At 54.9% G+C, this 26,857-nt stretch carries 27 protein-coding genes; 25 read left to right on the top strand and 2 right to left on the bottom strand.

Annotation, left to right across the window (positions count from 1 at the left end):
• Positions 1 to 158: 158 nt before the first annotated feature.
• From C4N23_RS00330 to C4N23_RS00295, 8 genes are all read left to right on the top strand, one after another.
• A complete protein-coding gene (locus C4N23_RS00330; protein WP_112143230.1) occupies positions 159 to 500 on the top strand; it encodes a hypothetical protein in 342 nt (113 codons plus the stop codon).
• Positions 421 to 987, top strand: a complete 567-nt coding sequence (locus C4N23_RS00325) for a PD-(D/E)XK nuclease family protein (RefSeq protein WP_112143228.1) — start codon at positions 421 to 423, stop codon at positions 985 to 987. The genes C4N23_RS00330 and C4N23_RS00325 overlap by 80 nt, the downstream gene beginning before the upstream one ends.
• Positions 984 to 3,758, top strand: coding sequence for a helix-turn-helix domain-containing protein (locus tag C4N23_RS00320; RefSeq protein WP_112143226.1), 2,775 nt, complete (start codon positions 984 to 986; stop codon positions 3,756 to 3,758). Before C4N23_RS00325 ends, C4N23_RS00320 begins: the two co-directional genes overlap by 4 nt.
• Positions 3,759 to 3,784: 26 nt before the next feature.
• Positions 3,785 to 4,045 (top strand): hypothetical protein, encoded by a 261-nt coding sequence (locus tag C4N23_RS00315; RefSeq protein ID WP_342587737.1) that lies wholly within the window; start codon positions 3,785 to 3,787, stop codon positions 4,043 to 4,045.
• A 513-nt stretch (positions 4,046 to 4,558) separates the two neighbouring features.
• The gene (locus tag C4N23_RS00305; protein ID WP_242983684.1) at positions 4,559 to 4,822 is read left to right on the top strand and encodes a hypothetical protein; all 264 of its coding nucleotides are present in this window, start codon (positions 4,559 to 4,561) and stop codon (positions 4,820 to 4,822) included.
• Positions 4,809 to 4,979 carry a hypothetical protein gene (locus tag C4N23_RS13885; protein ID WP_181567040.1) on the top strand — a complete coding sequence of 57 codons (171 nt, stop codon included), beginning with the start codon at positions 4,809 to 4,811 and terminating at the stop codon, positions 4,977 to 4,979. The genes C4N23_RS00305 and C4N23_RS13885 overlap by 14 nt, the downstream gene beginning before the upstream one ends.
• 21 nt (positions 4,980 to 5,000) lie before the next feature.
• Positions 5,001 to 5,186, top strand: coding sequence for a hypothetical protein (locus C4N23_RS13880; protein ID WP_112143218.1), 186 nt, complete (start codon positions 5,001 to 5,003; stop codon positions 5,184 to 5,186).
• Positions 5,183 to 5,629, top strand: a complete 447-nt coding sequence (locus C4N23_RS00295) for a hypothetical protein (RefSeq protein WP_112143216.1) — start codon at positions 5,183 to 5,185, stop codon at positions 5,627 to 5,629. The genes C4N23_RS13880 and C4N23_RS00295 overlap by 4 nt, the downstream gene beginning before the upstream one ends.
• Before the next feature lie 5 nt (positions 5,630 to 5,634).
• Here C4N23_RS00295 and C4N23_RS13740 read toward each other — a convergent pair whose 3' ends face one another.
• Positions 5,635 to 5,979 (bottom strand): hypothetical protein, encoded by a 345-nt coding sequence (locus C4N23_RS13740; protein ID WP_146746455.1) that lies wholly within the window; start codon positions 5,977 to 5,979, stop codon positions 5,635 to 5,637.
• Positions 5,980 to 6,074: 95 nt separating this feature from the next.
• On the opposite strand from C4N23_RS13740, the gene C4N23_RS13875 reads away from it, so the two are divergent.
• The 3 genes from C4N23_RS13875 to C4N23_RS00285 are packed head-to-tail and all read left to right on the top strand — an operon-like array spanning position 6,075 to position 8,499.
• Entirely contained in the window at positions 6,075 to 6,215 is a 141-nt protein-coding gene (locus C4N23_RS13875; RefSeq protein WP_181567039.1) for a hypothetical protein, read from the top strand.
• The gene (locus C4N23_RS13870; protein WP_181567038.1) at positions 6,212 to 6,739 is read left to right on the top strand and encodes a phage head-tail connector protein; all 528 of its coding nucleotides are present in this window, start codon (positions 6,212 to 6,214) and stop codon (positions 6,737 to 6,739) included. Before C4N23_RS13875 ends, C4N23_RS13870 begins: the two co-directional genes overlap by 4 nt.
• 17 nt (positions 6,740 to 6,756) lie before the next feature.
• Positions 6,757 to 8,499 (top strand): terminase TerL endonuclease subunit, encoded by a 1,743-nt coding sequence (locus tag C4N23_RS00285; RefSeq protein ID WP_112143214.1) that lies wholly within the window; start codon positions 6,757 to 6,759, stop codon positions 8,497 to 8,499.
• A 3-nt stretch (positions 8,500 to 8,502) separates the two neighbouring features.
• Here C4N23_RS00285 and C4N23_RS00280 read toward each other — a convergent pair whose 3' ends face one another.
• Positions 8,503 to 9,126, bottom strand: coding sequence for a hypothetical protein (locus C4N23_RS00280; RefSeq protein ID WP_112143211.1), 624 nt, complete (start codon positions 9,124 to 9,126; stop codon positions 8,503 to 8,505).
• Positions 9,127 to 9,378: 252 nt separating this feature from the next.
• Between C4N23_RS00280 and C4N23_RS00275 the strand changes: the two genes are divergently transcribed.
• The 14 genes from C4N23_RS00275 to C4N23_RS00210 all read left to right on the top strand — a co-directional run bounded on the left by C4N23_RS00275 (position 9,379) and on the right by C4N23_RS00210 (position 26,856).
• The gene (locus C4N23_RS00275) at positions 9,379 to 9,948 is read left to right on the top strand and encodes a DUF7211 domain-containing protein (RefSeq protein WP_112143209.1); all 570 of its coding nucleotides are present in this window, start codon (positions 9,379 to 9,381) and stop codon (positions 9,946 to 9,948) included.
• 80 nt (positions 9,949 to 10,028) lie between these two features.
• The gene (locus tag C4N23_RS00270; RefSeq protein ID WP_112143207.1) at positions 10,029 to 11,285 is read left to right on the top strand and encodes a phage portal protein; all 1,257 of its coding nucleotides are present in this window, start codon (positions 10,029 to 10,031) and stop codon (positions 11,283 to 11,285) included.
• Positions 11,278 to 13,044: a phage major capsid family protein gene (locus C4N23_RS00265; protein ID WP_112143205.1), complete on the top strand. Its 1,767-nt coding sequence runs from the start codon at positions 11,278 to 11,280 to the stop codon at positions 13,042 to 13,044. Before C4N23_RS00270 ends, C4N23_RS00265 begins: the two co-directional genes overlap by 8 nt.
• An 11-nt stretch (positions 13,045 to 13,055) precedes the next feature.
• Positions 13,056 to 13,328 (top strand): hypothetical protein, encoded by a 273-nt coding sequence (locus tag C4N23_RS00260; protein WP_112143203.1) that lies wholly within the window; start codon positions 13,056 to 13,058, stop codon positions 13,326 to 13,328.
• Positions 13,329 to 13,383: 55 nt separating this feature from the next.
• Positions 13,384 to 13,695 carry a DUF7253 family protein gene (locus C4N23_RS00255; RefSeq protein ID WP_112143201.1) on the top strand — a complete coding sequence of 104 codons (312 nt, stop codon included), beginning with the start codon at positions 13,384 to 13,386 and terminating at the stop codon, positions 13,693 to 13,695.
• Entirely contained in the window at positions 13,688 to 14,008 is a 321-nt protein-coding gene (locus C4N23_RS00250) for a hypothetical protein (protein ID WP_242983683.1), read from the top strand. The genes C4N23_RS00255 and C4N23_RS00250 overlap by 8 nt, the downstream gene beginning before the upstream one ends.
• A gap of 13 nt (positions 14,009 to 14,021) precedes the next feature.
• Positions 14,022 to 14,687, top strand: a complete 666-nt coding sequence (locus C4N23_RS00245; protein ID WP_112143199.1) for a hypothetical protein — start codon at positions 14,022 to 14,024, stop codon at positions 14,685 to 14,687.
• A 102-nt stretch (positions 14,688 to 14,789) separates the two neighbouring features.
• Positions 14,790 to 15,224, top strand: coding sequence for a hypothetical protein (locus C4N23_RS00240; RefSeq protein ID WP_112143197.1), 435 nt, complete (start codon positions 14,790 to 14,792; stop codon positions 15,222 to 15,224).
• 157 nt (positions 15,225 to 15,381) lie between these two features.
• A complete protein-coding gene (locus tag C4N23_RS00235; RefSeq protein WP_112143195.1) occupies positions 15,382 to 15,969 on the top strand; it encodes a hypothetical protein in 588 nt (195 codons plus the stop codon).
• 176 nt (positions 15,970 to 16,145) lie between these two features.
• Positions 16,146 to 16,532, top strand: coding sequence for an HK97 gp10 family phage protein (locus C4N23_RS00230; RefSeq protein ID WP_112143193.1), 387 nt, complete (start codon positions 16,146 to 16,148; stop codon positions 16,530 to 16,532).
• Positions 16,529 to 24,025, top strand: coding sequence for a hypothetical protein (locus tag C4N23_RS00225; protein WP_112143191.1), 7,497 nt, complete (start codon positions 16,529 to 16,531; stop codon positions 24,023 to 24,025). The genes C4N23_RS00230 and C4N23_RS00225 overlap by 4 nt, the downstream gene beginning before the upstream one ends.
• Positions 24,022 to 24,648, top strand: coding sequence for a hypothetical protein (locus C4N23_RS00220; RefSeq protein ID WP_112143189.1), 627 nt, complete (start codon positions 24,022 to 24,024; stop codon positions 24,646 to 24,648). The genes C4N23_RS00225 and C4N23_RS00220 overlap by 4 nt, the downstream gene beginning before the upstream one ends.
• Positions 24,649 to 24,666: 18 nt before the next feature.
• Complete coding sequence (locus C4N23_RS00215) at positions 24,667 to 25,512, top strand: hypothetical protein (RefSeq protein ID WP_112143187.1); 846 nt, start codon at positions 24,667 to 24,669, stop codon at positions 25,510 to 25,512.
• A 9-nt stretch (positions 25,513 to 25,521) separates the two neighbouring features.
• On the top strand, positions 25,522 to 26,856 hold the full coding sequence (locus C4N23_RS00210; protein WP_112143185.1) for a hypothetical protein: 1,335 nt from the start codon (positions 25,522 to 25,524) through the stop codon (positions 26,854 to 26,856).
• Position 26,857: the final 1 nt, after the last annotated feature.

Raw genomic sequence — 26,857 nt, 5'->3', positions numbered from 1 at the left:
GAAGCCTCTGCGCTAATAACGCAGGGGCTTTTTTCTTTGTCCAAAATTCACAAAAATTCACGCTTTCTCACAAAAACCCCCGCGATAAAAACATCCCCTTTTATGGGGGGAATAGAATGCGTCTTACGCACTATTCCTTTCATTTTGGAGGTTGTAGCATGCTTGAAAACAAATTCAAAACGAGATTGGTGAAAGAACTGAAAGAGCGCTTTCCCGGCTGCAAGGTGGTCCATCTGGATCCGAACGAGGTGCAGGGGCATCCTGACCTCTTGGTTTTGTATGGCCACACTTGGGGCGCGTTGGAAGGCAAACGGTCAGCGGATGCGCCTCATCGACCGAATCAGGACTATTATGTTCAGGATTTCAACAGTATGAGCTTTGCAGCTTTCATCTATCCCGAAAATAAGGAGGAAGTTCTAAATGCAATGGAACGATCATTCGAGGCTCACGGGGCAGCATGCCTTCCTCGGAGCCAGCAAGTACCATTGGCTCAATTATGACGCACAGCGTCTGGCCGATGCGTACATGAACTTTCAGGCAAAAGAGAAGGGAACGCGCCTTCATGCTTTTGCCGCAGAGTGTATTACTCTCCGGCAGAAGCTGCCCAAGAGTAAGAAAACTCTGAACGCATACGTTAACGATGCAATCGGTTTCCGCATGGACCCGGAGATGGTTCTCTATTATAGCGAGAACTGCTTCGGCACCGCAGACGCAATTGCATTCAACGATAATCTCCTTCGCATTCATGATCTTAAAACCGGAGCTGTTCCTGCACACATGGAGCAGCTCTTTATTTATGCTGCTCTGTTCTGCATGGAGTATCACATCAATCCGAAAGATATTCAGTTCGAGACGCGAATCTACCAGAACGATGATATTTGGATCGAGAATCCCACCTGCGAGGACATTGATCCCATCATCGAGAAGATTCGTGAGTTCGACAAAGTGATTGCAGATTTGAAGTTAGGAGCAGTAGCAGTAGCATGAACGCGATTGAGAAAGATATCCACGCCTATCTGGGCATTCCTTCCAACGATAGTGTTCTGGAGCACTACGGTACCAAGCGCCACTCTGGCCGTTATCCTTGGGGTTCCGGCGACAATCCGTATCAGCATTCCGGTGACTTTCTGTCTCGTATTGAGACGCTGAAGAAAAAAGGGCTGTCCGAAAAGGACATCATCAATGCTATAAACGACACGCTCCCCAAGGAGTATCAGCTGAGCCCTACTGAGTTTCGAGTTGCGAGAAGTAAAGCAATCAGTTTGCGGAAGCAGTCTGAATACGAGCAGATCAAGGACCTGAAAGACAACAAAGGGCTCGGTTGGACGGAGATTGCGAACCAACTCGGTATGAGCGAATCGAGCGTTCGATCCAAATATGCCGGAAATGCAGACAAAAAAGCGCAGCGTGCAAAAAACATCGCCGAAACTCTGAAAAAAGAAGTCGATAAAAAGGGAATGATTGATGTTTCGGAGGGCGCAAACTTTGTGTTGGGCGTAACTGATACTGAACTTCAGGATGCAGTATATACGTTAGAGGCAGAATACGGCTATAAACGTTACGGCATAGGCATTAAGCAGCCGACAAACAATCGTCAGCAGACCAATATTATGGTGCTTGCAAAACCAGAGTTCGATCAGAAGTATGCCTACCAACATCAGGAACAGATCGATTCACTGGGCGACTATCACACGGATGATGGTGGTGATACCTTTACGAAGCTCCAGCGCCCTACAAGTCTGGATTCCAGCCGCGTTGCCATTCGCTATGGTGACGAAGGCGGTTTGGACAAAGACGGCGTCATGGAGATTCGCCGCGGCGTGCCTGACCTCGACCTTGGTAAGAGCCATTATGCGCAGGTTCGCATCCTTGTAGATGGTGATCATTACCTGAAGGGCATGGCTGTATATTCGGATGATCTTCCGGACGGTGTGGACATCATGTTCAACACGAACAAGCACTCCGGCACACCTAAGATGAAGGTTCTGAAGGAAGCCAAGGCAGACCCGGACAACCCGTTTGGTGCAGCCATTAAGGCGAACGGTCAGAGCACTTACATCGGTGCTGACGGCAAAGAGCATCTTTCTCCTATCAACAAACTGAAAGAGGAAGGCGACTGGGATACGATGTCGAAGAATGTCTCTTCGCAGTTCCTGTCCAAGCAGCCGAAGAAGCTGATCGAGAATCAGTTGAAGCTCACCGTTGCAGATTATCAGGCGCAGTATGACGAGATTATGCACTATGATAATCCGACAGTCAAGAAGAAGCTACTCAACGATTTTGCAGACACCTGCGAAGGTACATCGATGACCCTGAAAGCATCGGCGTTTCCCGGTCAGTCCACCAAGGTTATCCTGCCTCTCAACAATATCAAGGAAACAGAAGCTTACTGCCCGACTTATGAGAACGGAACCCATCTTGCATTGATTCGTTATCCGCATGCGGGCACCTTTGAAATTCCCATGGTCACGGTCAACAACAAGAACTTGAGTGGCAAGCGGAATCTCGGTGCGATTCAGGATGCAATCGGTATCAATGCTAAGGTAGCTGAGCGTCTGTCTGGTGCAGACTTCGACGGCGACACCGTTATGGCGATTCCTGTCTCTGACAAGGTCAACATCAAGTCCACCCATGCGCTGAAAGCGTTGGAAGGCTTCGACCCGAAGACTGCGTATGCAGTTCCGGAAGGCAATCCGAACAATGTGCGTCTCATGAAGAAGGAAGAGAAGCAGCGCGAAATGGGTGTAATCTCGAACCTCATCACGGACATGACCCTTCGCGGCGCGGATGAAGATGAGCTTGCACGTGCTGTCAAGCACTCCATGGTGGTCATCGATGCCGAAAAGCACAAGCTGGACTACAAGAGGTCTGAGCGTGAGAATGGCATCCCCGAACTGAAACAAAAGTGGCAGATCCGTGTGGACGAAGAGGGCGGCACGCACTATGGTGGCGCATCCACCCTGTTGTCTCGCCGTAAGCAGACCGTTCGTGTACCGGAGCGCCGTGGCAGCGTACGTGTTGATAAGGATACTGGTGAGCTCATCTATAAGGAGAGCGGCCGCACCTTCACCGACCCCAAGACAGGGAAGGAGCGCCTCGCTGAGGATACCGTCAGTTTGATCTCGGAGACGAAGGATGCACGCACGCTGTCGTCTGGTACGGTGCAGGAGAATCTGTATGCGGACTTCTCCAATAAGTTGAAGGCGATGGCCAATCAGGCCCGCAAAGAGGCTGTTAATATGAAGGGGCTTGAATACAGTCCTTCTGCCGCCAAGACCTATGCGCCTGAGGTTGCCTCTCTGAAAGAGAAGTACAATAACATGATTGCCAACAAACCTAAGGAGCGCAAGGCGATGCTGATTGCAAATGCGGTTATTAAGGCAAAGATTCAGGAACAGGGGCTTGATCCCCATATTTCGGAAGATAAAAAGGTAATTAAAAAAATCTCTTCTGTCGAGATGCAGCGTGCCCGTGACTCTGTGGGTGCCAGTGGGCGTAAGTCCAAGGTCACGTTCACGGATCGTGAATGGGAAGCTGTTCAAGCTGGCGCAATTTCGGACAATATGTTGACGAAATTCCTGAATTCGTCTGATTCTGATGAAATCGTAAAACGTGCAATGCCGAAAACTACAACTGCTTTGTCCTCTGCAAAAGTGAACAAAGCAAAAGCAATGCTTCGCGGCGGCTACACGTACGAAGAAATCGCAAAAGCATGCGGCGTGCCTAAATCCACGATTTACGATGCACTCAACAAGTAAAACATGCAAGAAAGAGGCTTTGAATTATGGTTCGATGCTTTCTGACCACGACCGATAACCCGTACGATCCGTGCGAGCAGTTCGAACAGTGGTATCAATATGATGCGGATCATGGCTACAACTCTTCTGGTCTGTTGATGCGGCTGGCAGAGACGTCCTCTCAGTTCACAGACAATGAGAATGCCTATGAAATTGAGCGAGCAATCGATAAAATCGTGGCAAATGATCCGTTGAACATCTACAAAAAGCTCAAGATCGATATCAAAGACGAAAGCACTGCGGCGTAAAGTGCTAAAAGCATAGGGAGGGGGTCTCAAAAATGACACCCCCTCTCAAATCGCGCCGGTCTTTGATATTTCCCCGGAGGGAAAATTGATATTTGGGCTTTAAGAATGCGAAAAGCTGACCGTGTGATATTTGAGGTGTCGCTTGGCCAGCTTTCTTTCGTATCGCCGAGGCTGTGGGGAGTAGACTGCGGCTTCGGCGGTTTTTGCAAGGGCTCATGGGAGAAAAGTTTCCTCCTTTTGACCCTCATGATGTTGACCTCCAAAATTAACACTTTCATGATAGAGTTTGTTCAGTTCATACACTGCGGCTGAAGACATTTGTTTCTTTTTCTCCTTTCAAATGGTTGGCCATGCTGGTACCTTGACAGCTCCCATGAACCCTTGCAAAAGCTTATACCTTATTACAAATGTGCGAAAAGAGGATAGCGGATGAAACCGAAGAGAAACGCTCCCGGAGAAACGGCTGCGGCTTCGGCCCGGCCAGCGACATCTCCGGAGGCACAAGAGAATTACATGATCAACCTCGCGATGAAGCTGGTAGAAAAGCGGCTGCGCGAGGGGACAGCATCCAGCGCCGAGACGACCCATTTCCTGAAACTGGCAACAACAAAGGCAGACCTCGAAAAGAAGAAGCTGGAAGAGGAAAACAAGCTGCTGCGGGCAAAGACCGAGACGCTGGAGAACGCGAAGAACTCGGAAGAGCTATACGCAAATGCCATTAAGGCAATGCGAAAGTACAACGGGCTTGGGGAGGATGACGAGTATGTGGACAACTGAGTTTCTTACGCAGGCCGGAGCTTTTGCGGTGGTTGGGGCACTCGTTATTCTGGCCATGCTGGTCAGTGACAGGGATAACAGCACCCGTTTTTTTCTGGCAGGTGATCTTTCCGGTTTGTATTGGGTGCTGCGTCGTGGCGAGCATCTGGCTGGCTGATGTGACGAGATGAATGCAATCATGATACGAGTAAACGATCTGATCATTGTGATGGAGCTCTTGTGCTATATTCTAACGGCGGTGAACGCATTTACCGATGATACAAGCCCAGCGGACAACATCGGGCATTGGATCGCCAAACTCTGTGAGATGGTCATGCTTATCGTGCTGATCCTTATGACGGCAGGTTTGGGGGAGCTGAGATGAAGAGTTACACGGAACTATGCCAACTGCCGACGTACAAGGAGAGGCTGGAGTATTCACAACTGCACGGGGAAGTAGGGAAGGACACGTTCGGGTTTGACCGGTGGCTGAACCAAGACTTCTACCAATCGCGGGAGTGGCGGCAGTTCCGGGACAAAATCATTGCACGGGACGGTGGATGCGACCTTGGATGCGTGGATCACCCGATCACGGACTGGGTGCTGCGGAACGGCGTGTCTGTACGGCCGAAGATCAGCATCCATCACCTGAACCCCATAACAAAAGAAGACGTCCTCCGGCACAGCGAAAAACTGCTGGATCCGGAGAACGCCATTTGTGTTTCGGCGGCAACGCACAAGGTGATCCATTACGGAACGGGAAAGGGCTCGAAGCTGCCGGACGGAGAAAGAAGACCGGGCGACACCTGCCCATGGATAAAAACATGAATAAGTTACAAGAAGAAACTGACAATGACTAAGGCGACAAAAAGCAAAACGACACCGACTTGAATGTACATTCCGTGATCACCGAGAAAATCAAGAGTTCTTTCGAGAATATGCTTGACTCTATCGATAAATTCGATGACCGTAAATTCTGGAATATGGCGATTTACTATTTCTGCATAGGTGCGAAGTTCTTCGTTATCATCGTCCGAATCCGTTTGACGACTGCTTGGCTCATCAGATAAAGAATCATCGGGCTTGAACTGTGATCCGCAATAAGGACACTCAAGAAATGCACCATGGTCATCCATTTTTACTGGAGCACCGCAGTTGGGACAGGTGTAAGACTGCATATATTGCCTCCGAAGTATAAGAAATACCGTTTGAGATAAGTATATCAATCCATATGTTGTATGTAAAGAAGAAAGTCTGATATCCAGTGGAGGAAATGAGTATGTACCAGAAAAAAGCATTTAACCGTCGAGAGCAGGACTACACCATGGGGCCGCGGCGGAAGCTGGACTGGTACTACGCCATGATGAGCTACATTATGGGTGGCGACAGCGATGTCGAGGAGGAATCAAAATGAATTCGATCCTGACGAGTGTGAAGAAGCTGCTGGGGATCGCGGAGGAGTGCACGGACTTTGACGCGGACGTGGTGATGTACGTGAACAGCGCACTATTTGTGCTGAGCCAGATCGGCGTGGGGCCGGTGGGCGGGTTCACCATTACCGGCAGCGAAGAGACGTGGGAGCAGTTCAGCCCGGACAAGCTGAAAAACGAAGCGGTCAAGGCATACCTTGGTGTGAAGGTGCGGCTGCTGGGCTTTGACCCGCCACAGAGCAGCTCCACCATGGAGGCCATGAAGAACACTGTGGCGGAAATGGAGTGGCGGCTGCGGGAAGAGTTCGATGAGCCGCTGGGCACCGGCGCGACTGCGGCAGACCACATCAAGGATGCCATCGGGCTGCATGTGGAGAACGGCAGGATGCAGGTGGAGCACACCGACGAAGTGACCGGCGAGACGGTATCGGATGTACTGGCGACGGAGAAGACCGGAAAGGGCATCTCTGAGCAGCTGGGGAACATTCTGGAAAAACTGAACAGCTAAAGGAGCTTTTGAAGAAGATGGCACTCTCGAATACGGCCACGCCCATTTACTACGGCCGGTTCCGGGAGGCCGTGATGCGTGGCGAAATTCCGGTATGCCGGGAAATTTCCATGGAAATGAACCGGATCGACGATCTGATCGCAAACCCCGGCATCTACTACGACGACAAGGCGGTAAACGGCTTCATTGCGTTCTGCGAAGACGAGCTGACCCTGACCGATGGCACCGACGTGAAGCTGCTTGACAGTTTCAAGCTGTGGGCCGAGGAAATCTTCGGGTGGTACTACTTCGTGGAGCGGAGCGTCTATGTGCCCAATGAGCGCGGCGGCGGGCACTATGAGGCCCGGCGGATAAAGAAACGTCTGGTGACGAAGCAGTACCTCATCATTACCCGCTCGGCTGCAAAGACCATGTACTTGGAGTTTTTGCAAGCTTACTTCCTGACGGCGTACACCACGACGACCCAGCAACTGACCACAGCACCGACCATGAAACAGGCTGAAGAGGTTCTGGCTCCGTTCCGCACGGCGCTGGCGCGGGCAAGGGGACCGGTGCTCAAGTTTATGACGGAAGGCAGCCTCCAGAACACCACCGGCTCGAAGGCCGACCGCGTGAAGATGGCGCCCACGAAGAAGGGCATCGAGAACTTCCTGACGAACAGTCTGCTGGAAGTGCGCCCGATGACCATCGAGAAGCTTCAGGGCCGCCGTGACACCATGGCGACGGTGGATGAATGGCTCTCCTGTGATATCCGGGAAGATCCCATCGGTGCTATCGAGCAGGGCGCGGCCAAGAATGAGAACTATCTCATCGTGGCGGCAAGCTCCGAAGGCACCGTGCGCAACGGCTGCGGCGACGACATCAAAATGGAATTGATGGAGATCCTGAAGGGGGAGTACATCAACCCCCACGTCTCCATTTGGTACTATAAGCTCGACTCCATCGATGAGGTGGGACAGCCCGAAATGTGGCTGAAAGCAAACCCGAACCTCGGCAAGACGGTGAGCTACGAGACCTATCAGCTCGATGTGGAGCGCGCGGAGAAATCCCCCAGCGCACGGAATGATATTCTGGCCAAGCGTTTCAACCTGCCCATGGAGGGTTACACCTATTTCTTCCCATACGAAGAGACGCTGTGCCACCGCAAGCGGGACTATTGGCAGATGCCCTGTGCCATGGGAGCAGACCTTTCCATGGGCGATGACTTCTGCTCGTTTACCTTCCTGTTCCCGCTGTCGAACGGATATTTCGGCGTGAAAACGCGGGATTACATCACGAGCTACACCCTGAGCCAGCTGCCCATCAGCCGACGGAACCAGTACGAGGAGTTCATGAACGAGGGGACGCTGTTTGTGTTCGACGGCACCGTGCTGGACATGATGCAGGTGTACGAAGATCTCGACAAGTTCATTCAAGAGAACGAATACGACGTGAGAGCCTTTGGCTACGACCCCTACAACGCGAAGGAGTTCGTGGAGCGGTGGGCGATGGAAAACAGCAGTTTTGGCATCGTGAAGGTGATTCAGGGTGCCAAGACCGAAAGTGTGCCGCTGGGTGAATTGAAAAAGCTGAGCGAACAACGGAAGCTGATCTTCGATGAGAAGCTGATGCAATTCGCCATGGGGAACTGTGTCACGCTGGTGGATACCAACGGCAACCGGAAGCTCTATAAGCAGCGGCAGGATCAGAAGATCGACGCCGTGGCGGCCATGATGGACGCCTACATTGCATGGAAGCAGAACCGGGATGCGTTTGAGTGAGGGTTATTTCTGATAGCGCTTCTCCCAGTTGTCCCAATAATACTTTTGAACCTCTTCATCGGTCATCTCACGGCCAAAGGTTCTAAAGAACCTGATTTTCATCTCATCCGTATCATACCGAAGATACACACGAATTCTACCGGGAACAGTTTCATTTTCTTTTCCGTCAAAGACGCGAGTGCTTTTTCCCTGCGAGAACTGAATAGGAACACCATTACGGATTTCACAAAAGCCCGTCTTTTCCCAATAGTGATTTATTGGGCCATCGAATTCGCCAGCCGACAGTCTTTCTAAAAGCCGCAGTTCGGTATCCGTGAAATGAGGTTTATTATCAAGCGCATCCATTGAAGTCAGATTATATTCATGGAAAATTGAATTGGACATCTGACCACCGAATTTTTGAAGGAAATCCAGTTTTTCCTCGTCGGTATTCCATGTTTTTACAATAATTGGTTTAGTGTACTTTTGTCCTGACGATGTCGATAGAGGTCTGGATTCTGTTTTTGTTGGAATGCCTGACATGATCCAGTAGCTAACAATAAAGCTACGAGAATCATAAAAAGGTTTTCCGACAGGCTCATCCGTGTTGGCGAGAATACACAGGAGTAATTTCTCGTGCTTAGTCATGAGGCACCTTCTTTCTCAATAGGTTGGTTAATTGAGAAGAGTATATCACGGTAAATAAACGTTGTAAATCTAAGAAAGGGGCGATGAAATGAACGATTGGTGGGACTACCTTTAGCACGGGTGGTTCGGCAGCAGCCGGAAACACAGCTTGGAAAGAAAAACTATAAGAAAGCAAAATGGCAAAAGAGCTTGTTCATTCCGGACAGATATACAAGAGCTGCTGTGAAAAAGAAATGAGGCGATGAGGTAAATATGCGAGTATACAGTGACGAGCTATACCATTGGGGCATCAAGGGCATGAAGTGGGGCGTGCGGCGGTACCAGAACAAGGACGGCACCCTGACGACCGCAGGCAAAAAGCACTATGCCGGAGATGGGAACGCCGGTTCAGAAGATGAACCGAAGGTGGAATATGCACCGAAACGCTCTGGCCGGAATGCAGAGGATTACTCCGACGAGGAGCTGCGAAGCCGCATCAACCGGCTCCAGATGGAGAAGCAGTACCGTGATCTTCAGGGGCAGACGAACATCCGCGCCGATGATCCGAACAAGGAACTGAAGGCCGAGAAAGAGCGGCTCCAGCTCCAAAAGGACGTGAAGCAGCTGCGGAAGGACGTATACAGCGGGCAGAGCTTTGCAAAGAGTGTGATGCAAGATGCCTCGAAGCAGTTTCTGACCAAGGCGGTTTCCGGCGCGATGAGTTACAGCGCAAAGCAGTTCATCAGTAAGGAACTGAAGAATCCGGAGCTTGCGAACGCAATCGTAAGCGGCAGCGCCGGTGGTCAGCAACAGCAGAAGAAAGACGACGACAAGAAGGACTAGCCCTGCTTCGAAGAGCCCCTCAGTCAGCAAAGCCGACAGCTCCCCCGATGGGGAGCATTTTTCAAAATGGAGGAAGACCAATGGCACAGAGTATCGGTTCCCGCCTGAAGAGGGCGTGGAATGCGTTTACGAACCGGGACCCTCCCGGAAGAAGTTACTATGACGGAGGATACAGCTACCGGCCAGACCGGGTGCGGCTGAACCGGGGAAATGACCGGACCATCCTGACCGCCATCTACACCCGCATTGCGATGGATGCGGCCAGCATCACCATCAATCACGTAAGGCTCGATGAAAACAACCGCTTTGATGAGGTCGTTGATTCGGGCCTTAATTCTTGCCTGAATTTATCCGGCAACAAGGACCAGACTGGGCGCGCCTTGCGGTACGACCTGTTCCTTTCCGTCCTCGACGAGGGCGTGGTGGGGCTGGTGCCGGTGGACATCGACATAGACCCGGAGATGGGTGAAGCCAAGATCGAGTCCATGCGGGTAGGCAAGATCAAGGAATGGTACCCCGACGACGTGCGGCTGGAAGTGTACAACGACCGAACCGGACAGCGGGAGGAGATCACCCTGCCGAAAAGTCAGGTGGCCATCGTTGAAAACCCGTTCTACGCCGTGATGAATGAGCCGAATGGAACCATCCAGCGGCTGATCCGGAAGCTGAACCTGATGGACGTCATCGACGAGCAAGTGGGCAGCGGAAAGCTCGACATGATCATCCAACTGCCTTACGTGGTGCGGAGCGAACAGCAGAAACAGCGGGCCGATGAGCGCCGCGCCGAGGTGGAACGCCAGCTTTCCGGCTCCAAATATGGCATCGCCTACATCGACGGCACCGAGCATGTCACGCAGTTGAATCGCAGCCTCGAAAACAACCTTCTGAAGACCGTGGAATACCTGACGAACATGGCATACAGTCAGCTGGGTATCACACCGGACATCATGAACGGCACTGCCAACGATACTGTGATGACCAACTACGAGAACCGGACCATCGAACCCCTTGTGGCGGCTGTTGTAGACGAGCTGAAGCGGAAGTTCCTGACCGAGGAAGCACGGGCCAAAGGCGAATCCGTGATGTATTTCCGCGACCCATTCAAGCTGGCACCGGTCTCCATGGTTTCAGAGATGGCAGACAAGTTCACCCGCAATGAGATCATGACCTCGAACGAGTTCCGACAGGTGATCGGCATGAAGCCCTCGAAGGACCCGAAGGCCGACCGACTGGAGAACAGCAACATCAGTCGGCCGAACGAGGAAGACGGGGTGCAGAAAACAATTACGGCTGGAAAAGAAGCCGTGGAAAGGAGTATTGCAAATCAAAATGGTTAATTTTGACTACGATTGCAGCGGCTGGGCGACCAAAGCGAACACCCGCTGCTACGACGGGCTGACCATTGCGCAGGACGCATTCAAAGAGTGCGACGGCAAGGTGGTGCCCATGGTGTACAACCACGACCACAGCGACATCGGCAACGTGATCGGCCACTGTCTGCTGGAAAACCGCCCCGGCGGCGTGTACTGCTATGCCAAGTTCAACGACACGGACACCGGCCGCACGGCGCGGAAGTGCGTGGAAAGCGGTGACCTGAACGCTTTTTCCATCTACGCCAACGGCTTGCAGAAGGTGGGGAAGACCGTGAAGCACGGCTTCGTTCAGGAGGTGAGCCTCGTACTGGCGGGCTGCAACCCCGGCGCGATCATCGACGAAGTCATCAAGCACTCGGCCGACGAGGACTATGAGGGCGGGGAGGCGTTCATCATCTCGGACACGGCGCTGAGCCTTGAGCACGGGATGGACCCGGACGGCAACCCGCTGGAAGAGCTGACCCACAGCGCGGATGACGGCGAACATAAACAGGAGGAAGCCAAAATGGCGGACGGAAAACAGAACGAAGGCAAGACGCTCAAAGAGGTCTACAACAGCATGACCGACGAGCAGAAGGAATGCTGCCACGCATTCGTGGGCTTGGCCCTTGAGAAAGCGGACGGCGGCGAAGATAACGGTGAGGAGGATGAAACCGTGAAGCAGAATGTTTTTGACAAGGATACCACCGCAACCGTGCTGAAGCACAGCATGGAAGAAATCGACAATGTGGTCAAGACCGCAAAGAGCCACGGCACCATGAAGGCTGCCTTTGAGGATGCCGGTATGGACAGTGACGAGCTGACCCACAGCATCGACAACATCAACTGGCTGTTCCCCGAGGATCACCTGCTGGACACCACGCCCCGGATCATCGACAAGCCCGACGACTGGGTGAGCGTGGTCATGGGCGCTGTGCACCACATTCCTTTCAGCCGGTTCAAGAGCATGTTTGCTGACCTGACCGAGGACGATGCCCGCGCTAAGGGTTACATCAAGGGCAACTTCAAGAAGGAAGAGGTCTTTGGCCTGCTGCGCCGCTCCACCAGCCCCACCACCGTGTACAAGAAGCAGAAGCTGGACCGTGACGACGTGATCGACATCAACAGCTTTGACGTGGTGGCATGGCTGAAGCAGGAGATGCGCCTGAAGCTGAACCGTGAGCTGGCTCTGGCATACCTGCTGGGCGACGGCCGTCTGGCTGCCTCTGAGGACAAGATCGACGAGAACTGCATCCGTCCTGTGTTCAACGACGCAGACCTGTTTACCATCAAGGTCCAGTGCAAGACCACCGGCCTGACCACCGTGGAGGACAAGTACAAGGCCCTGATCAAGCAGATCCTGCGTTCCCGCAAGGAATATCGTGGCTCCGGCACTCCCACCCTGTTCACTACCGAGGACGCACTGACCGAGATGCTCCTGCTGGAGGACGGCGTCGGCCGTACGCTGTATGCTGACGAGGCCGCGCTGGCCCGCAAGTTGCGTGTTTCTAAGATCATGACCATCCCCGAGATGGAGGGCCGCAAGGGTGCCAAGGGCGGTGAACTGGTCTGTCTGATCGTGAACCTCGCCGACTACACCGTGGGCGCAGACAAGGGAGGCGCTGTTTCCATGTTCGATGACTTCGACATCGACTTCAACGCCCAGAAGTACCTGATCGAGACCCGCTGCTCCGGTGCACTGACCACCCCGTTCAGCGCCATGGCTGTTGAGTGGGCTGCTTAAAGAGAAAGGATATGAATATGCTGAACACCATCTACGAGACCGGTCATGACCTGCACGTGGCAAACTACGTTGCCTATCTGCACACCGACAAAAAGCTGTACGAGGACGAGGCTCACAAGGTTCAGGCCAAGAAGGCCGACGTGGAGAAGGCCTTTAAGCTGGGCCGTCTGATCGTGGTTGCTGCCGATAAGACCTACCTGCCTGTGGCCCTGATGGCTGCCGGTGTGGTCGTGACCGACGGCACCACCGCCACCACCTGCACCATGGCTGCGGACGAGGCCTGATTTTTTAGGCCCCAAAGGTTAGCTGTGACAAATCAAAATGGAGAGTGAGACTGCTATGAGATGGAGCGGAGTGATCGGGTTCGCTGATACCAGCGAAGAGGCCCCCAGCGTATACGTGGAGCATATCACGGAGCGGCGCTATTACGGCGACGTGGTGGAATTTGGGCGGCAGATGCAGGGCAGCGACAAGATCAACGAGGACGTGACCCTCTCGAATCAACTCAGCGTCCTCGGCGATCCGTTCGCTCAGAGCAATCTCTACGCCATGCGATATGCGACGTTCGGGGGACGGAAATGGAAGGTGGAGAGCGTGAAGGTACAATACCCGCGCTTGATCCTGACGCTGGGAGGTGTGTGGAATGAGTGATGTTCGTTTGAATGTGGACGCGCTTTTGCGCGATGTAATGAACAAAACCACGGGCTGCGCAAACCTGTATTACCAACCTCCCACCGGACTCCGGATGAAATACCCCTGCATCGTGTACAGCGAGGGCCGGATCCAGAACTGGCACGCAAACGACCGCGTTTACATCCAGCACCCGTTTTATACGGTGACCGTGATCGACGCGGACCCCGATTCGAAACTCAAGGCGGCCGTATCTGTACTCCCGAAGTGCGCGTACGACCGCCAATTTGTTTCGGACAATTTATACCATACCGTTTTTACACTTTATACCTGATAGGAGGTAACCTATGTCCAGACTGATTTGGGACGCCATTGGCGAAAAGTTCTACGAAATGGGCACCAAGATGGGTGCCCTGTACCCCATGAAGGAAGACGGCAGCTACGAAAACGGCGTAGCTTGGAACGGCCTGACCGCCGTGACCGAGTCGCCCTCCGGCGCAGAGGAGACCAAGCTCTACGCCGACGACATCAAGTACGCATCCCTGCGCAGCGCCGAAGAGTACGCCTACACCATCGAGGCTTACACTTACCCGCCGGAGTGGGAGCCCTGCGACGGCTCCGCACAGGTGGCGACCGGCGTGACCATCGGCCAGCAGAAGCGCAAGGGCTTCGGCTTCAGCTGGGTGACCACCGTGGGCAACGATGTTTCCGATGAAGTGGGCAAGAAGATCCACATCGCATGGAACTCCACCGCCTCTCCCTCCGAGAAGAGCTATGCCTCTATCAATGACAGCCCCGACGCCATCACCTTCAGCTGGGAGTGCTCGACTTCGCCGGTCAACGTCAGCGGTTTCCGCCCGACTTCCCACATGGAGATCGACTGCTCGAAGCTGAAGGCTGCCACCGTGAAGGCCATCGAGGACAAGCTCTGGGGCACCGAGAACGCAGAGGCAACGCTGCCCACTCCGGAGGAGATCATCACCCTCGTGACCACCAGCGAGGCTGCGGTGTAAGATCGCCCTCTCACTGCTCCGTCCGCCAAGGGCGGCGCGTCGCGGAGCTCCCCCAAAGGGGTGAGCCCTGCTTCCATATAAAAATAAAGGAGAAGAACAAACATGCTGAAGAAAACGATGCAGACCGTCGATTTTGGCGGCACCGAGCGCACGGAAACCTACTATTTCAACCTGACGAAGGCTGAGATCATGGAGATGCAGCTGGGCACGGAGGGCGGTTTCGTGGAGATGATCCACCGGATCGTGGACGCCAAGAGCCAGCTGGAACTGGCCGAGATGTTCAAGAAGATCATCTGCAAGAGCTACGGTGTGCTGAGCCCCGACGGCCGCAAGTTCATCAAGAATCAGGCCGTGCTGGACGACTTCATGGCCACGCAGGCCTTCAGTGACCTGTACATGGAGCTGGTTGGCGATGACAGCAAGGCCGCCGCATTCTTCGAAGGCATTTTGCCCGAAGGCATGAAGAACGAGAAGAAGCCCGCCGCCCCCGCGCAGCCGGGCCTTACCATGATCGAGGGTTCTGCCGTGGAGCAGTAAGATCGCCCTCTCAGTGCGGAGCTCCCCCAAAGGGGTGAGCCCTGCTTAGAAGAACCCCTTAGTCAGCAAAGCTGACAGCTCCCCGATGGGGAGCATTTTTTTGTGAGCCCCATGAGAGCGGCTCGCTTCATTTAGACACCCCAAGGAGAGGCAGAAGATGTTGAAACTGACCGTTGCCGGTGAACAGAGCTGGAATCCCCGGACAGAGGAGTTCGAGTACACAAAGCCGGTGGAATTACGGCTGGAGCACTCCCTGCTCTCCTTGGCTAAATGGGAAAGCAAGTGGCATGTGCCATTCCTGACCAGTTCCGGAAGTATGACACGGGAGCAGCAGCTCGATTACATCCGCTGCATGACCGTGACGCAGGGGACTGACCCCGCCGTATACCGGAAACTGACACGGGAACAGCTGACAGCCATTAACGAATATATGGACGACCCGATGACCGCCACATGGTTTGCCGGGGAACCCAAACCGAACGAACCAAAAGACAAGCGAACCGCCCGCCCCAAGCGCCGCCCTCCCCGCGGAGGGACCACCACAGCCGAGGTGCTATACGCCCAGATGTTCGCGCTGGGCATCCCGAAAGAGTGCGAAAAGTGGCACCTGAACCGGCTTTTGACCCTGATCCGGGTGGGACAGGAGATGAATGCACCGCAGAAGAAGATGACACCCGGTGAGCGGATGAGCCAGCAGAGGGCGCTGAACGCACAGCGGAAAGCCAAGATGCACACGAGGGGATGATGTCCTTTCAGCGGGCTTGCCCTCTCAGCGCGCAATGCGCCGTTGGCGCAGTTGCTTGCAGCTCTCCCAAAGGGCGAGCTCTGCTTAGAGGAACCCCTCAGTCAGCAAAGCTGACAGCTCCCAGATGGGGCGCATTTTTCAAAATGGAGGCCCTATGACAGAGGGTGAACAGCACAATGGCGAAAGTAATCATCTTCAAGCAAAAGGGCGACTGGAAAAAGAGCCGTAAGTTTCTGAAGCGGTGCTCGGAGCTGGACCTTGACGCCATCCTCGACCAATACGGTCGGGAAGGCGTGGAGGCACTGGCCAAGGCGACCCCGAAGGCCACGGGCAAGACGGCGGCCAGCTGGAGTTACGGCGTAACCAAGGGGAAAGACCGGATCACGATCACATGGCGGAATGCGAACATCGTAGACGGCGTGCCCATCGCGGTGATCCTGCAATACGGACACGCGACACGGAACGGCGGATATGTAGAAGGCGTGGATTACATCAACCCGGCCATGCGGCCCATTTTTGAGCGGATCGCGGCACGGGCGTGGGGCGAGGTGAGGACGGAATGAGCAGAGAAGTAGACAGCCGCGTTGTTGAGATGCAGTTCAACAACGAAAACTTTGAGAAAAACACAAAACAGACCATCGGCACCATCGACAAGCTGATGGAAAAGCTTCAGTTCAAGGGAGCGGAAAAGGGCTTCGAGAAGCTGGACGCTGCCGCCGAAGATGTGGATTTTTCCACGATGCAGCGCAGTCTGGACACGCTGGAGTCCAAGTTCTCGACCCTGAACATCGTGGCCACCACCGCCCTGATGAACATCACCAACAAGTTTGTGGATGCGGGCGAAAAAATGGTGAAGAGCCTGTCCTTCGATCAGGTGATGAGCGGCTGGAACAAGTACGTGGAGAAGACCGGCAACATCCAGACCATCATGAATGCTACCGGCGACAGCATCGATACGGTCAACGGTTACCTGAACAAGCTGATGTGGTATTCGGATGAGACCAGTTTCAGCTTTAACGAGATGACCAGCGCACTTTCACAGATGACGGCATCGGGCGGCGACATCAAGAAGATGATCCCCATGATCATGGGCATTGCGAACGCAACGGCAGACGCAGGCAAAAGCGGCTTTGCGTTCCAGAGCACCATCCGGAATCTGACCCAGAGTTACAGCGCGGGACACTTACAGCTTCAGGACTGGAAGAGCCTGAACCTGATGGGCACGGCAACGAAAGCCCTGAAACAGGAACTGATCGACACGGCCGTGGAGCTGGGCACCCTGAAAGAGGGCGAGGTGACCATCGGCAGCTTTGAATCCAGCCTTTCGAAGAAGTGGGCCAATACGAAGGTCATGGAAAAGACCTTCGAAAAGTACGCCTCCATGATGGAAGCAGCCTACGAGATGACCCAGAAAAACCCCGGCATGACCAGCTCGGAAGCGCTGGAAAAGCTGAGCGGGCAGTATGGCGAGCTGGCGGAACGAAGCGCGCTGGCGGCTCAACAGGCAAAGAGCTTTTCCGAAGCCATTGACTCCACGAAGGACGCGGTGAGCTCCAAGTGGATGAGGAGCTTTGAGCTGATCTTCGGCAATAAGGAAGAGGCCACGGACACGTGGACGGAACTGGCGAACCGGCTGTATGACATCTTTGTGCCGCCCATCGACGCACTGAACGAGCGGCTTTCGAAGGGGCTGGACAGCGGGTGGCAGCAGCTGAACAGCAAGCTGGGCGACCAAGCAGAGGTCTACGACACCGTATTGCAGAAGGTAGCCCTTGCCAGCGGCGCGGTGACGGAAGAATCCATCGAGGAGGCGGGCAGCTTTGCAAAGGCGCTGGAAGAAGGCGGCGTGAACGCGGAGCTGCTTCAAAATGGATTGGATTCCACCCTTGTGACCCTGCGCAATTACCTTGGACTGAGCGACAAGGAGCTGAATGCACGGAACCTCGACAAGGACGCCATCCGGAAGGACTACGATGCACTGACCAAGCTGAACGAGGAAGTGCAGAAGGGCACGGTCAACCTGATCGATTACGCCAAGGGCATGAGCCAAGTATCCGGACGGCAGCACCTGATGCAGAGCCTGTGGAACATCATGGATGCCATTGGGAAAGTAGTGCAGCCCATCACGGAGGCCTTCCACGAGCTGTTCCCGCCCGCAGACGGCGACCGCATCTACAGCTTTGCGGAGCGGCTCGACCTGATGACCCAGAAGCTCATCATCAGCGACGAGACGGCAGCGAAGATCAAGAAGACCTTCAAAGGCGTTTTCAGCGTGCTGAAGGTGTTCACAACGGCCCTTTCGAAAATGGGAGCCGTGGCAAAAGAGGCCTTTGGGCTGGCACTGAACGCGCTGAAGCCGGTGGGCAAGGTACTGCTGAATGTAAGCGCCGGGTTCGGGGAGTTCCTTGAGACTGTAATGCAGACGGTGACCGGAAGCGGCACTCTGAAGGAAAAGCTGGGTGGCGTAAAGACGGCGCTCGGCAAACTGTTGAACCCGCTGAGCGACCTTGGCGGGATGATGAAAAGCACAAAGATCGCCCAGTACATCGGCCAGTTCATCGAACAAGGCGAAAACGCCACCGGTGTGCTGGGAACACTTTATTCCGTGGGCAAGCGGGTCTTCGGGATGCTGAGTGTTCTGGTACAGGGCGTGGCCAGCGGCGGAACGGGGATCCTGAGCGGGTTTGGCATGGCCGTAGGAACGCTGATTGGAAAGCTGGGGAGCCTTGGGCAGACCATCTCGGATTTTATCGGGCTTTCTATGCCAACGATGGAAGAATTCCAGCAGAGCCTGACCGGCATGCCGAAGAATCTGGCTGCCTCCATGAGTGAGTTCGCTTCCGGGTTCAAATCCAGCATGGACAAGATCAATGGAAGCGTAGGTGACGCCTTTGCACCGGTGAAACAGTTCTTCACGGCGCTGAAAGAAGGCTTCGACTCCATTACCGGAACTGACGTGTACCGGTTTATGTCCCTGATCGACGTGGGGTTGCTGGCCGTGGCCATCAATCAGGTGGCAAAGGCGATGAACAGCCTGAAAAAGATGCTGCAAACGCCGCTGACCGGAATGCTGGATTCGATCTCCGGCACCTTCAAGCAGTTGACGAGCGCCATCAAGACATGGCAGAAGAACAACGCCAGCAAGACCTTGGTGAGCATGGCAAGCGCCGTACTGATCTTGGCCGGAGCAATGTACGTGATGAGCAGGATCGACCCCGACCGATTCTATACAGTTTCCGTCGTTACAATGACGAGTATCGTTCTGCTGGCAAGTGCGGCAAAACTGCTGGAACCGACGGCGAAGAAGTTCAACAAGGCATTTGACAGCCTGAAATCGAATGTACTGAACGCGGCGATCCTGTGGGGAACTGCGGCGGCGCTGATCGGGCTGGGGGTGGCGGTAGGCTCTATTACAAAAGGCTTATCGAACCTTGTGGCGGCACTGAACGAAGGCGATATCGCGGCGAATGCGGCGGCATTGGCAATTGCTGCCACCGCTGTGGTCGCGTTGATGCTGGCCATGGGCGAACTGAGTAAGGCGTTGATGATCGGCGAAAAGGTCATCAACCACAAGGTGCTGCTTTCCACGGCGGCAGAGATGATCGCCTTGGGAGCTGCCATCAAGATCGTTTCCACGGCGTTGGAACCGCTGAGCCAGATCAAGTTCACAAGCCTTGCGAAAGCAGGACTGGCTGTGGTTTCGCTTGGCGGACTGCTGACGAGTATGGCGACCGTTGTGGCTGCGGTACAGAAGCTGATCGGCCCCACTGGATTTCAAAATGGAGCTGCAATCGCAGCAATGGCAAGCGGCATCTGGATCGCGGCACGGGCAGTATCCAGCATTGCAAATATCAAACTGGTCAACCTTGACGCGGCTATGACGAGCATCAAGACCCTGATGCTCCTGATGACCACGATGTCGGCACTGTCCGCCAAGACAAAGTTTACTTCCGGCGCGGCTATCTTCATGATGTCGTCGTCCTTGATCGTTCTGGCAGGAGCTGTTGAACTGTTTGCCGTAATGGGCGATGGGGCAATCGATGGGCTGATCAAAGTTGCAGCGGGATTGACGGCGCTGACGATCGCATCCAGCATGTCCACCGGTGGTGCGAGTTCCGGCGCGGGCATTCTGTTGACTGCAAGTGCATTATATGTTCTGGCTGCGGCGGTAGAAAAGTTTGCGGCATTGGGCATTGGTGAGCTTTTACGTGGCGGGATTTCTGCATTGCTCGGACTGGGAGGTCTGGTTGGCGGGTTAGTCGTATTCACAAAATTCGGCATTGCTTCCGCACTGGACGGTCTGGGTTCCGCAATGATCAAAATGAGCGCGGCGCTGCTGATCATGGCTCCGGCCATCAAACTGCTGGGTGATGCTGACCCGGAATCTGTCGGACAGGCATTGCAGGTGTTTCTGGACGGAATGCTTATTGCTATGCTTGGCGGTGCGCTCCTTGCAGCAATGCCCCAGCTGGCAGTTGGATTGGAACTGCTGGCAACAGCATTCTGGAACTTTGCAAAGTCGCTGGGTGTGATCGCGCTGGCAACTGCGGCGATGGGCGTTCTTTCTATGTTTGCAGGCCCCATCTGCACCGCCATCATCAACGCTGCACCGGACATTCAGGAAGCATTGACCACCGTGGTGACGATGCTCTGCGAGGTGATCAAGAACTGCGCCGGGCCTATTGTCGAGGCATTTGGCGCGCTGGTCCGTGCCGTGATCCCGGAGTGCTGGCAGCTGGCGAAAGACGGTTTGAGTTTCCTTGGTGTTCCAGAAACATGGGGTGAACTGTTCAGCGGCATCGGAAATGCCATGAAGGATGCGGCGCTGGGTATATTTGACTGGTTCGGCGAGATCTTTGAGGACGACCGGCCGGTTGGCATGGCGGTCAACGGCATCAAATCGCTGGGCGGAAAGATCGTTGAAGCGTTCCAATCGTTCTTTGGTATTGCGTCGCCTTCCAAGGTGATGGCCGAAAATGGCCGATATGTTCTGGCAGGTTTGCAGGAAGGCTTACAGGATGAAGGCGCACTGGCAAAGGTCAAGAACGCTATGCACAGTGTGGCAACCGCCATCCGGAATGTGTTTACGACCTTCTGGGGCATCCATTCGCCCAGCGACCTTGCAGCCACCGATGCAGAGAACATCCTTGAAGGTGCTATCCTTGGCATGGCAGACGAAAATGCCCGTGAACGGCTGCGACAGGAAAGCTACAATGCAGCCAGCGAAGTGAACAAGGGTGTCGGTCAGGCGCTGGATGAGGCAACAGCAACCGTACAAACAAAGATGCAGGGGCTGTATCAGGCCTTCAAGGCGGGCAACCCACTGAAGGGTAATGCCGCTTATCAAAATGGAATCAAGGACGCAGCAAAGGAACTGACCGATGCTCAGAACAACAATGTCCTGATCCCCGGAAAGAACGGCATCACGAAAGCGGGAAACAGCAGCAAGACGCCTTCCACGTTGGAGCAGATCCAAGAAACCGTCCAAAATGGTGTTGCGACGCTGACACAGCCGGTCCAGAGCTATATCGACGAGACGATCGACTCGCTGTATCAGAAAACATCTGACACGGTGGCTGATGTAACCGGCTCCACCAGCAAAGGCCATTCCGGCACTTCGAAGAGCACGAAGACCGCGGCGGACAACCTTGTGACCGAATACTCCAAGAAGCTGAAGGAAAACAAGGCCAAGATGGACGCGGCGGACAAGGAGTACAAGCTCTGGGAGGCGACGAGCGGGGACACCGCCACAGCGGAAGAACTGCTGGCCAAGAAGACCGAGAGCCTGACCACCGAGATCGCGAACCAGACCGACAGGGTCGCCATTGCGAAAGAGCAGTACGACAAGATTGTGGCCGAGGCCAGCAGCACCGACACCCAGAAGAGCGACGCCTACGCTACCTTACTGGATGAGCAGACCACGCTTGCAGACCTCCAGCATGAAAAACAGGAGACCTTGTTCAAGGCCATCAAGGACCGGTACGGCAATGAAGCCGACACGGCCACCGATGAATACGAGCTGTGGAGCGCACTGTACGAAGACACGGCCAGCGTGGAGGAAAAATCCAACAAGAAGATCGCGAACATCGACCGGAAGCTGGCGGCACAGGCGAAGGTCGTGACTGCGGCGGAGGACGAGTATACCGCCCTGAAAGCGGAGTTCGGTGAGAAGAGCGCCAAGACGCAGGAAGCTTACCGGCAGTGGCTGGAAGAGCAGACGACCCAGCAGAATCTCATCAACGAGATGAACAAGGCCCAGCTCGACGCCTTTGACGACGCGCTGGCCGTACTTGAAAAGCACGAGAAGCTGGTGACCAACCGCCAGAACATGCTGGCCAAAATCTACGGCGACGGCGACCTCTCCCAGCGGGAGGAAGCCTACAAGGCAGCGGTCGAGAAATACGGCGAGAACAGCAAGGAGGCCCGGAAAGCGGCAACGCAGGGCACCATGACTGCCATCATCGGCGTGGGCACGGCGCTGGACAGCATGAGCTACAGCCTGAAGAAGGTAACGAACCGGCAAACGAAGTACACCGAAGCCGTCGCCAAATTCGGCAAGGACAGCGATGAAGCACTGGACGCCTATGCAGACTTGCAGAGCGAACAGTACAACTTCGTGGGATTTGCGGAGAACTTGGCCGACGCCTTCGAGATGGACGACAGCGGCAAGCACATGATGATGCAGCTGGGCTACGCCATCTCCCGGAACTGGAAGCCAATTCAAAATGGATTCAAGACCGTGATGGCAAAGGTCCAGCGGAGCTTCCCACAGCTTGCCGACAAGATGGCGAAGGCCTTCGGCGTGGCGACCGGCGAAGGATTCACGAACGTCGTGACCGACATTTTCGGCGTCATCACGGCAGCAGTCAGCGGTGACTGGGGACAGGCACTGACCAGCGGCATTACGGCCATCCTCGACTTCGCGGGGAGCGACTTCGGGCAGAAGATCATCGCAAACCTCGCACCCCTGCTGATGGGTCTGCCGAAAGTGTTCGGTGAACTGGCGGCGGGCGGCAAGACCCTGACCATCATGGGAAAGGCTGTGACCGTAGCCGGAAAAGGCGTGGGTTCGCTGGGGCTGAGCCTCGGCGGGCTTATCGGCGAGGGCGGCGTACTGAGCAAGATCATCTCGACCGTCGTTCAGTTCGCGGCCAACCTTGGGCCGGAAGGGTGGATCATTGCCGCCATCGTGGCGGGCGTGGCCGTCTGCGCCGGACTTATCATCAAGAACTGGGACAAGGTGGTGGAGTTCTTCCAGAACTTCGGCAAATGGGTCTCGAACCTGTTCTCGAACATCTGGAACGGCATCAAGAAGGGTTTCGAAGGAATCGGGAACTTCCTGAGCAAGGCTTGGGAAGGAACCAAAAAATTCGTCTCCGGGGCCATCGACACCGGCAAGAACTTCGTGAAGGGCCTTGGCGAGGGCATCAAGAACGCGGCGACCGGCGTGGTAAACGGAGTGAAGACTGTCTGCTCCAACGTGGCGAACGCAGTGAAGAACTTCTGGGGCATCCACTCGCCCTCGACCCTGATGGCCGAGATGGGCGGATACATCTGCGCGGGCTTTGCCAAGGGCATCACCGACAGCAGCGACGGTGTGAACCGCAGCATGGAAGACGTGATGAGCGGAGCCGAGGGCGTGGCCCTGATGGCTGCCAACAGTCTGCTGGGCGCGCTGAGCACCGACGACGCGGACGAACCCCTCATCCGGCCCGTGGTGGACCTGAGCGATGTTCAAAATGGAGCCGACTGGATCAACACAAACCTCGGCGAAGACCAAAGCTTTGCACTGAGTGCCGAGAGGAGCGCGGGACTTGCCGGAAGTGTGGCACGGAAAGCGGCTCAGAACCGCAGCGCCGCGCTGGAAGCGGACACCCCCGACCCGAACGTGATGTCCAACCGGGACATCGTGGAGAGCGTACAGGCGCTGGGCGAACACGTGGACGGCATCGCGGAAGCGGTGCGGAACATGAAGCTCAGCCTGAACGGACGACAGCTCGTTGGCGGGATCATCGACGAGGTGGATGTGCAGATGGGGAAGCGGGTGAGAAGATGAGCGCAGAACAATTCCTGACGGAAAATGGGAAGAAATTCTCGGACCTTATCTTCATCCAGCCCGAACGCACCAGCAACCTCATCGGCTTCTATGTGCCGGAGCAGACGATCTCGATGCGAGAGATAAACCTGATCCCGACGGAGCCGATCCACCCGCCTGTGTTCGAAGAAACCTACGCAGAGCTTTCCATTGCGACCTACAACGGCACGGTGGAACCGCCCCGGATGGGCGACCGGGTTTATAAGAACGCTACCGGCACATGGACGTTCCGCTATCAGTTGGACGGGTACGTACATTCCCCGTGGGACGGGTTCAACTCGCTCCACGGGCATGCCGTCCATCACAGCATCGGCGGCGGAATGGATGTGCCGAATGAAGAGAGCAAAGCATTATACCCCGGATGGCACGGGCACAACTGGACGATGGCAAATGACCTTGCCCGGCTGTACCGGTTCCTCCAAGGAAAGGATGAGCTCCAATGTAAGATCAATATCGACGATGTAACGACCACACAGAACTATACCGGACGGTTCGTTGTGAAAAGCCTCAATGCCACGGCAAGCGGGGAGACAACGGTGACCATCGGATATGACATTGACCCACCGGAAGGCTGGGGCATGTAAGAAAGGAGGCGGTGCGAGATGACACCCATGAGCCACGACGCGCAAATCGGTGCCTACCACACCGCAAACGACCTGCACCTGATCCCGGCGACAAAGCTTCTGGTGGCTCCGCCCCAGCCGCGGCGCATCACCGTTGACGTACCCGGCCGGAGCGGTAGGTTCGACTTATATCGGACCGTGACAGGTACAAGGCGGTACGATAACCGGGAGGGAAGCTGGAACTTTTACATTGACACGGACGGCTGGCGGAGCAGTTGGGGCACACCGGGACTTTATGCGGCCTACCACAAGATCGGCGCGCTGCTGGGAGCCCAGAACACCGGGCCGAACGCCGTGACGGTGCATCTGGATGATGACCCCGCATTCATCTACAAAGGGCGCGTCTGGATGGTGAATGACTACGCGGCGGCACAGAACTACTCGAAGATCACCCTGAAATACAAGCTGTACCCCTACAAGGAGCTGGCGAAGCCCTTGGAAGAGGACTGGCTGTGGGACGAGCTGAACTTCGAGTGCGATCTGGCTCCGCAGCCATTCGGGCGGCTGGAACTGGCACCGGGAGAAGTGCGGCGGGTACAGCTTCCACCATGCGACCGTGACTACAGCGAAGTCCTTATCACACTGCTGGAAGGAAAAGCCCATGTGGACACCCGAATGTGCTTAGGGAAAGACTACGAGACAGATGCGACGAACAAGGAAGAGTGGAGTTACGATCTGCCATGGAACAATGTCAGTTCTGCGAACTATACATTGCTCAGCGTGTCGAACGACCCGTTTTACGACAATTATGAAATCCGGCTTCAAAATAAATCGACGACCGAAAAAGCCGTTTTTTCGATCCAGTATCAACCAAAGTATTTGTGAGGTGAGAGGATGTTCAATCAGATCTTTGCAGGAGAATGCAAAGTCGTGAAAGACTCGGCCATGCACGACGCCTATACGGGCCGTGATATTTACGACGGCCTCCAGTGGGTGACGCATGAGCTGATCTACCATTATGACGGAGACGGCAGAGATTATTTCGACGAGCATTATGTGGACAAGAATCTCAGCAAGCGTCCTTACGCCTATGACATCACCCTGACCGAGGAGAAAAATGAGATCGCGACACTGACCTTCACCGTCACAAAGGACAACCCGTACTATGGCAAGTTCGCCATCAAGCGGACCAAGATCGGCGTCACGGACGTCAATGATACGCTGTTCTTCGGGTATGTAAGCGAGATCGCACTGAACTTCGACGGGAGCAAGACCATCATGGCGAAGTCCATCCTCGGACTGCTGGAAGAGAGCGAAGTGACCTTACGCCCCAAGAGCCATTACCTGACCGATATGACGGATGACATCATTGCAAACGGCGCGCCGATCCTTTACACGGCCATCAGCAACATTGAATCACCGAGCGGAGATTCCGCCTTGGGCGTGCCGACCTTCAATTACGGCAAGGTGACCATGCTGCTTGGCAAGAAAGTCGATCTTTCAGACAGCGGCACCGTGATCGGAACGCGCTGGAATATCATCCAGACCTACCTGACAGACGAATACGACGGATATCTTCAGCTGCGCTATGAGACCAACGGTGAAGCTGTTCTGTTCTTCGTCATCGATTATCTGCTGGAGCCGCCAAGCACGAACAATCAGGAAGTGCGATATGGGCTGAACATGCTGAATCTGACCCTGACGCAGACCCTGCCGACGAACCTTGTGAACTGCGTCCGAACCGACAAGCTCGTGAGCAGTTCGAAAGGCTGGTGGATCTTCAAGCAGGTGACCACGGATTTTGTTGGCGGAGCCGCGGAAGACAGCGCCTCGGTCCAGAAATTCGGCTATCACACCAAATGGCTCGTGACAGACGAGGGCAACACCGAGGCGGAGTTGAACAAGCTCTGCCAAGAGGAACTGAACAAGTATCCGCACGACGTGGAACCGGAACTGGACGTGGAGGCTATCGATCTGGCGGACGTAGGAGGATATCGAGTCGGGCGGCTAGAGTTGCTGGGCAAGACCCATGTCATCTCGGAACCCCACGGCATTGACGGGTGGTATGTCTGCACGAAGGTAGTGAATACCATCGACCAGCCGGACCGGAAGGAATTCCATTTCGGGTTCACACCCAAGAAGCTGAGCGACCAGCAGAAGGCCACGGAAAAGAAGGCGAAGGAAGGAAAGCTGAGTCTGCGGGGCGTGCTGGCACATCTGAACGGGTGAT

Source organism: Faecalibacterium hattorii (assembly GCF_003287455.1).
Classification (GTDB): domain Bacteria; phylum Bacillota; class Clostridia; order Oscillospirales; family Ruminococcaceae; genus Faecalibacterium; species Faecalibacterium hattorii.
This window is presented reverse-complemented; position numbering and strand designations above follow the sequence as displayed.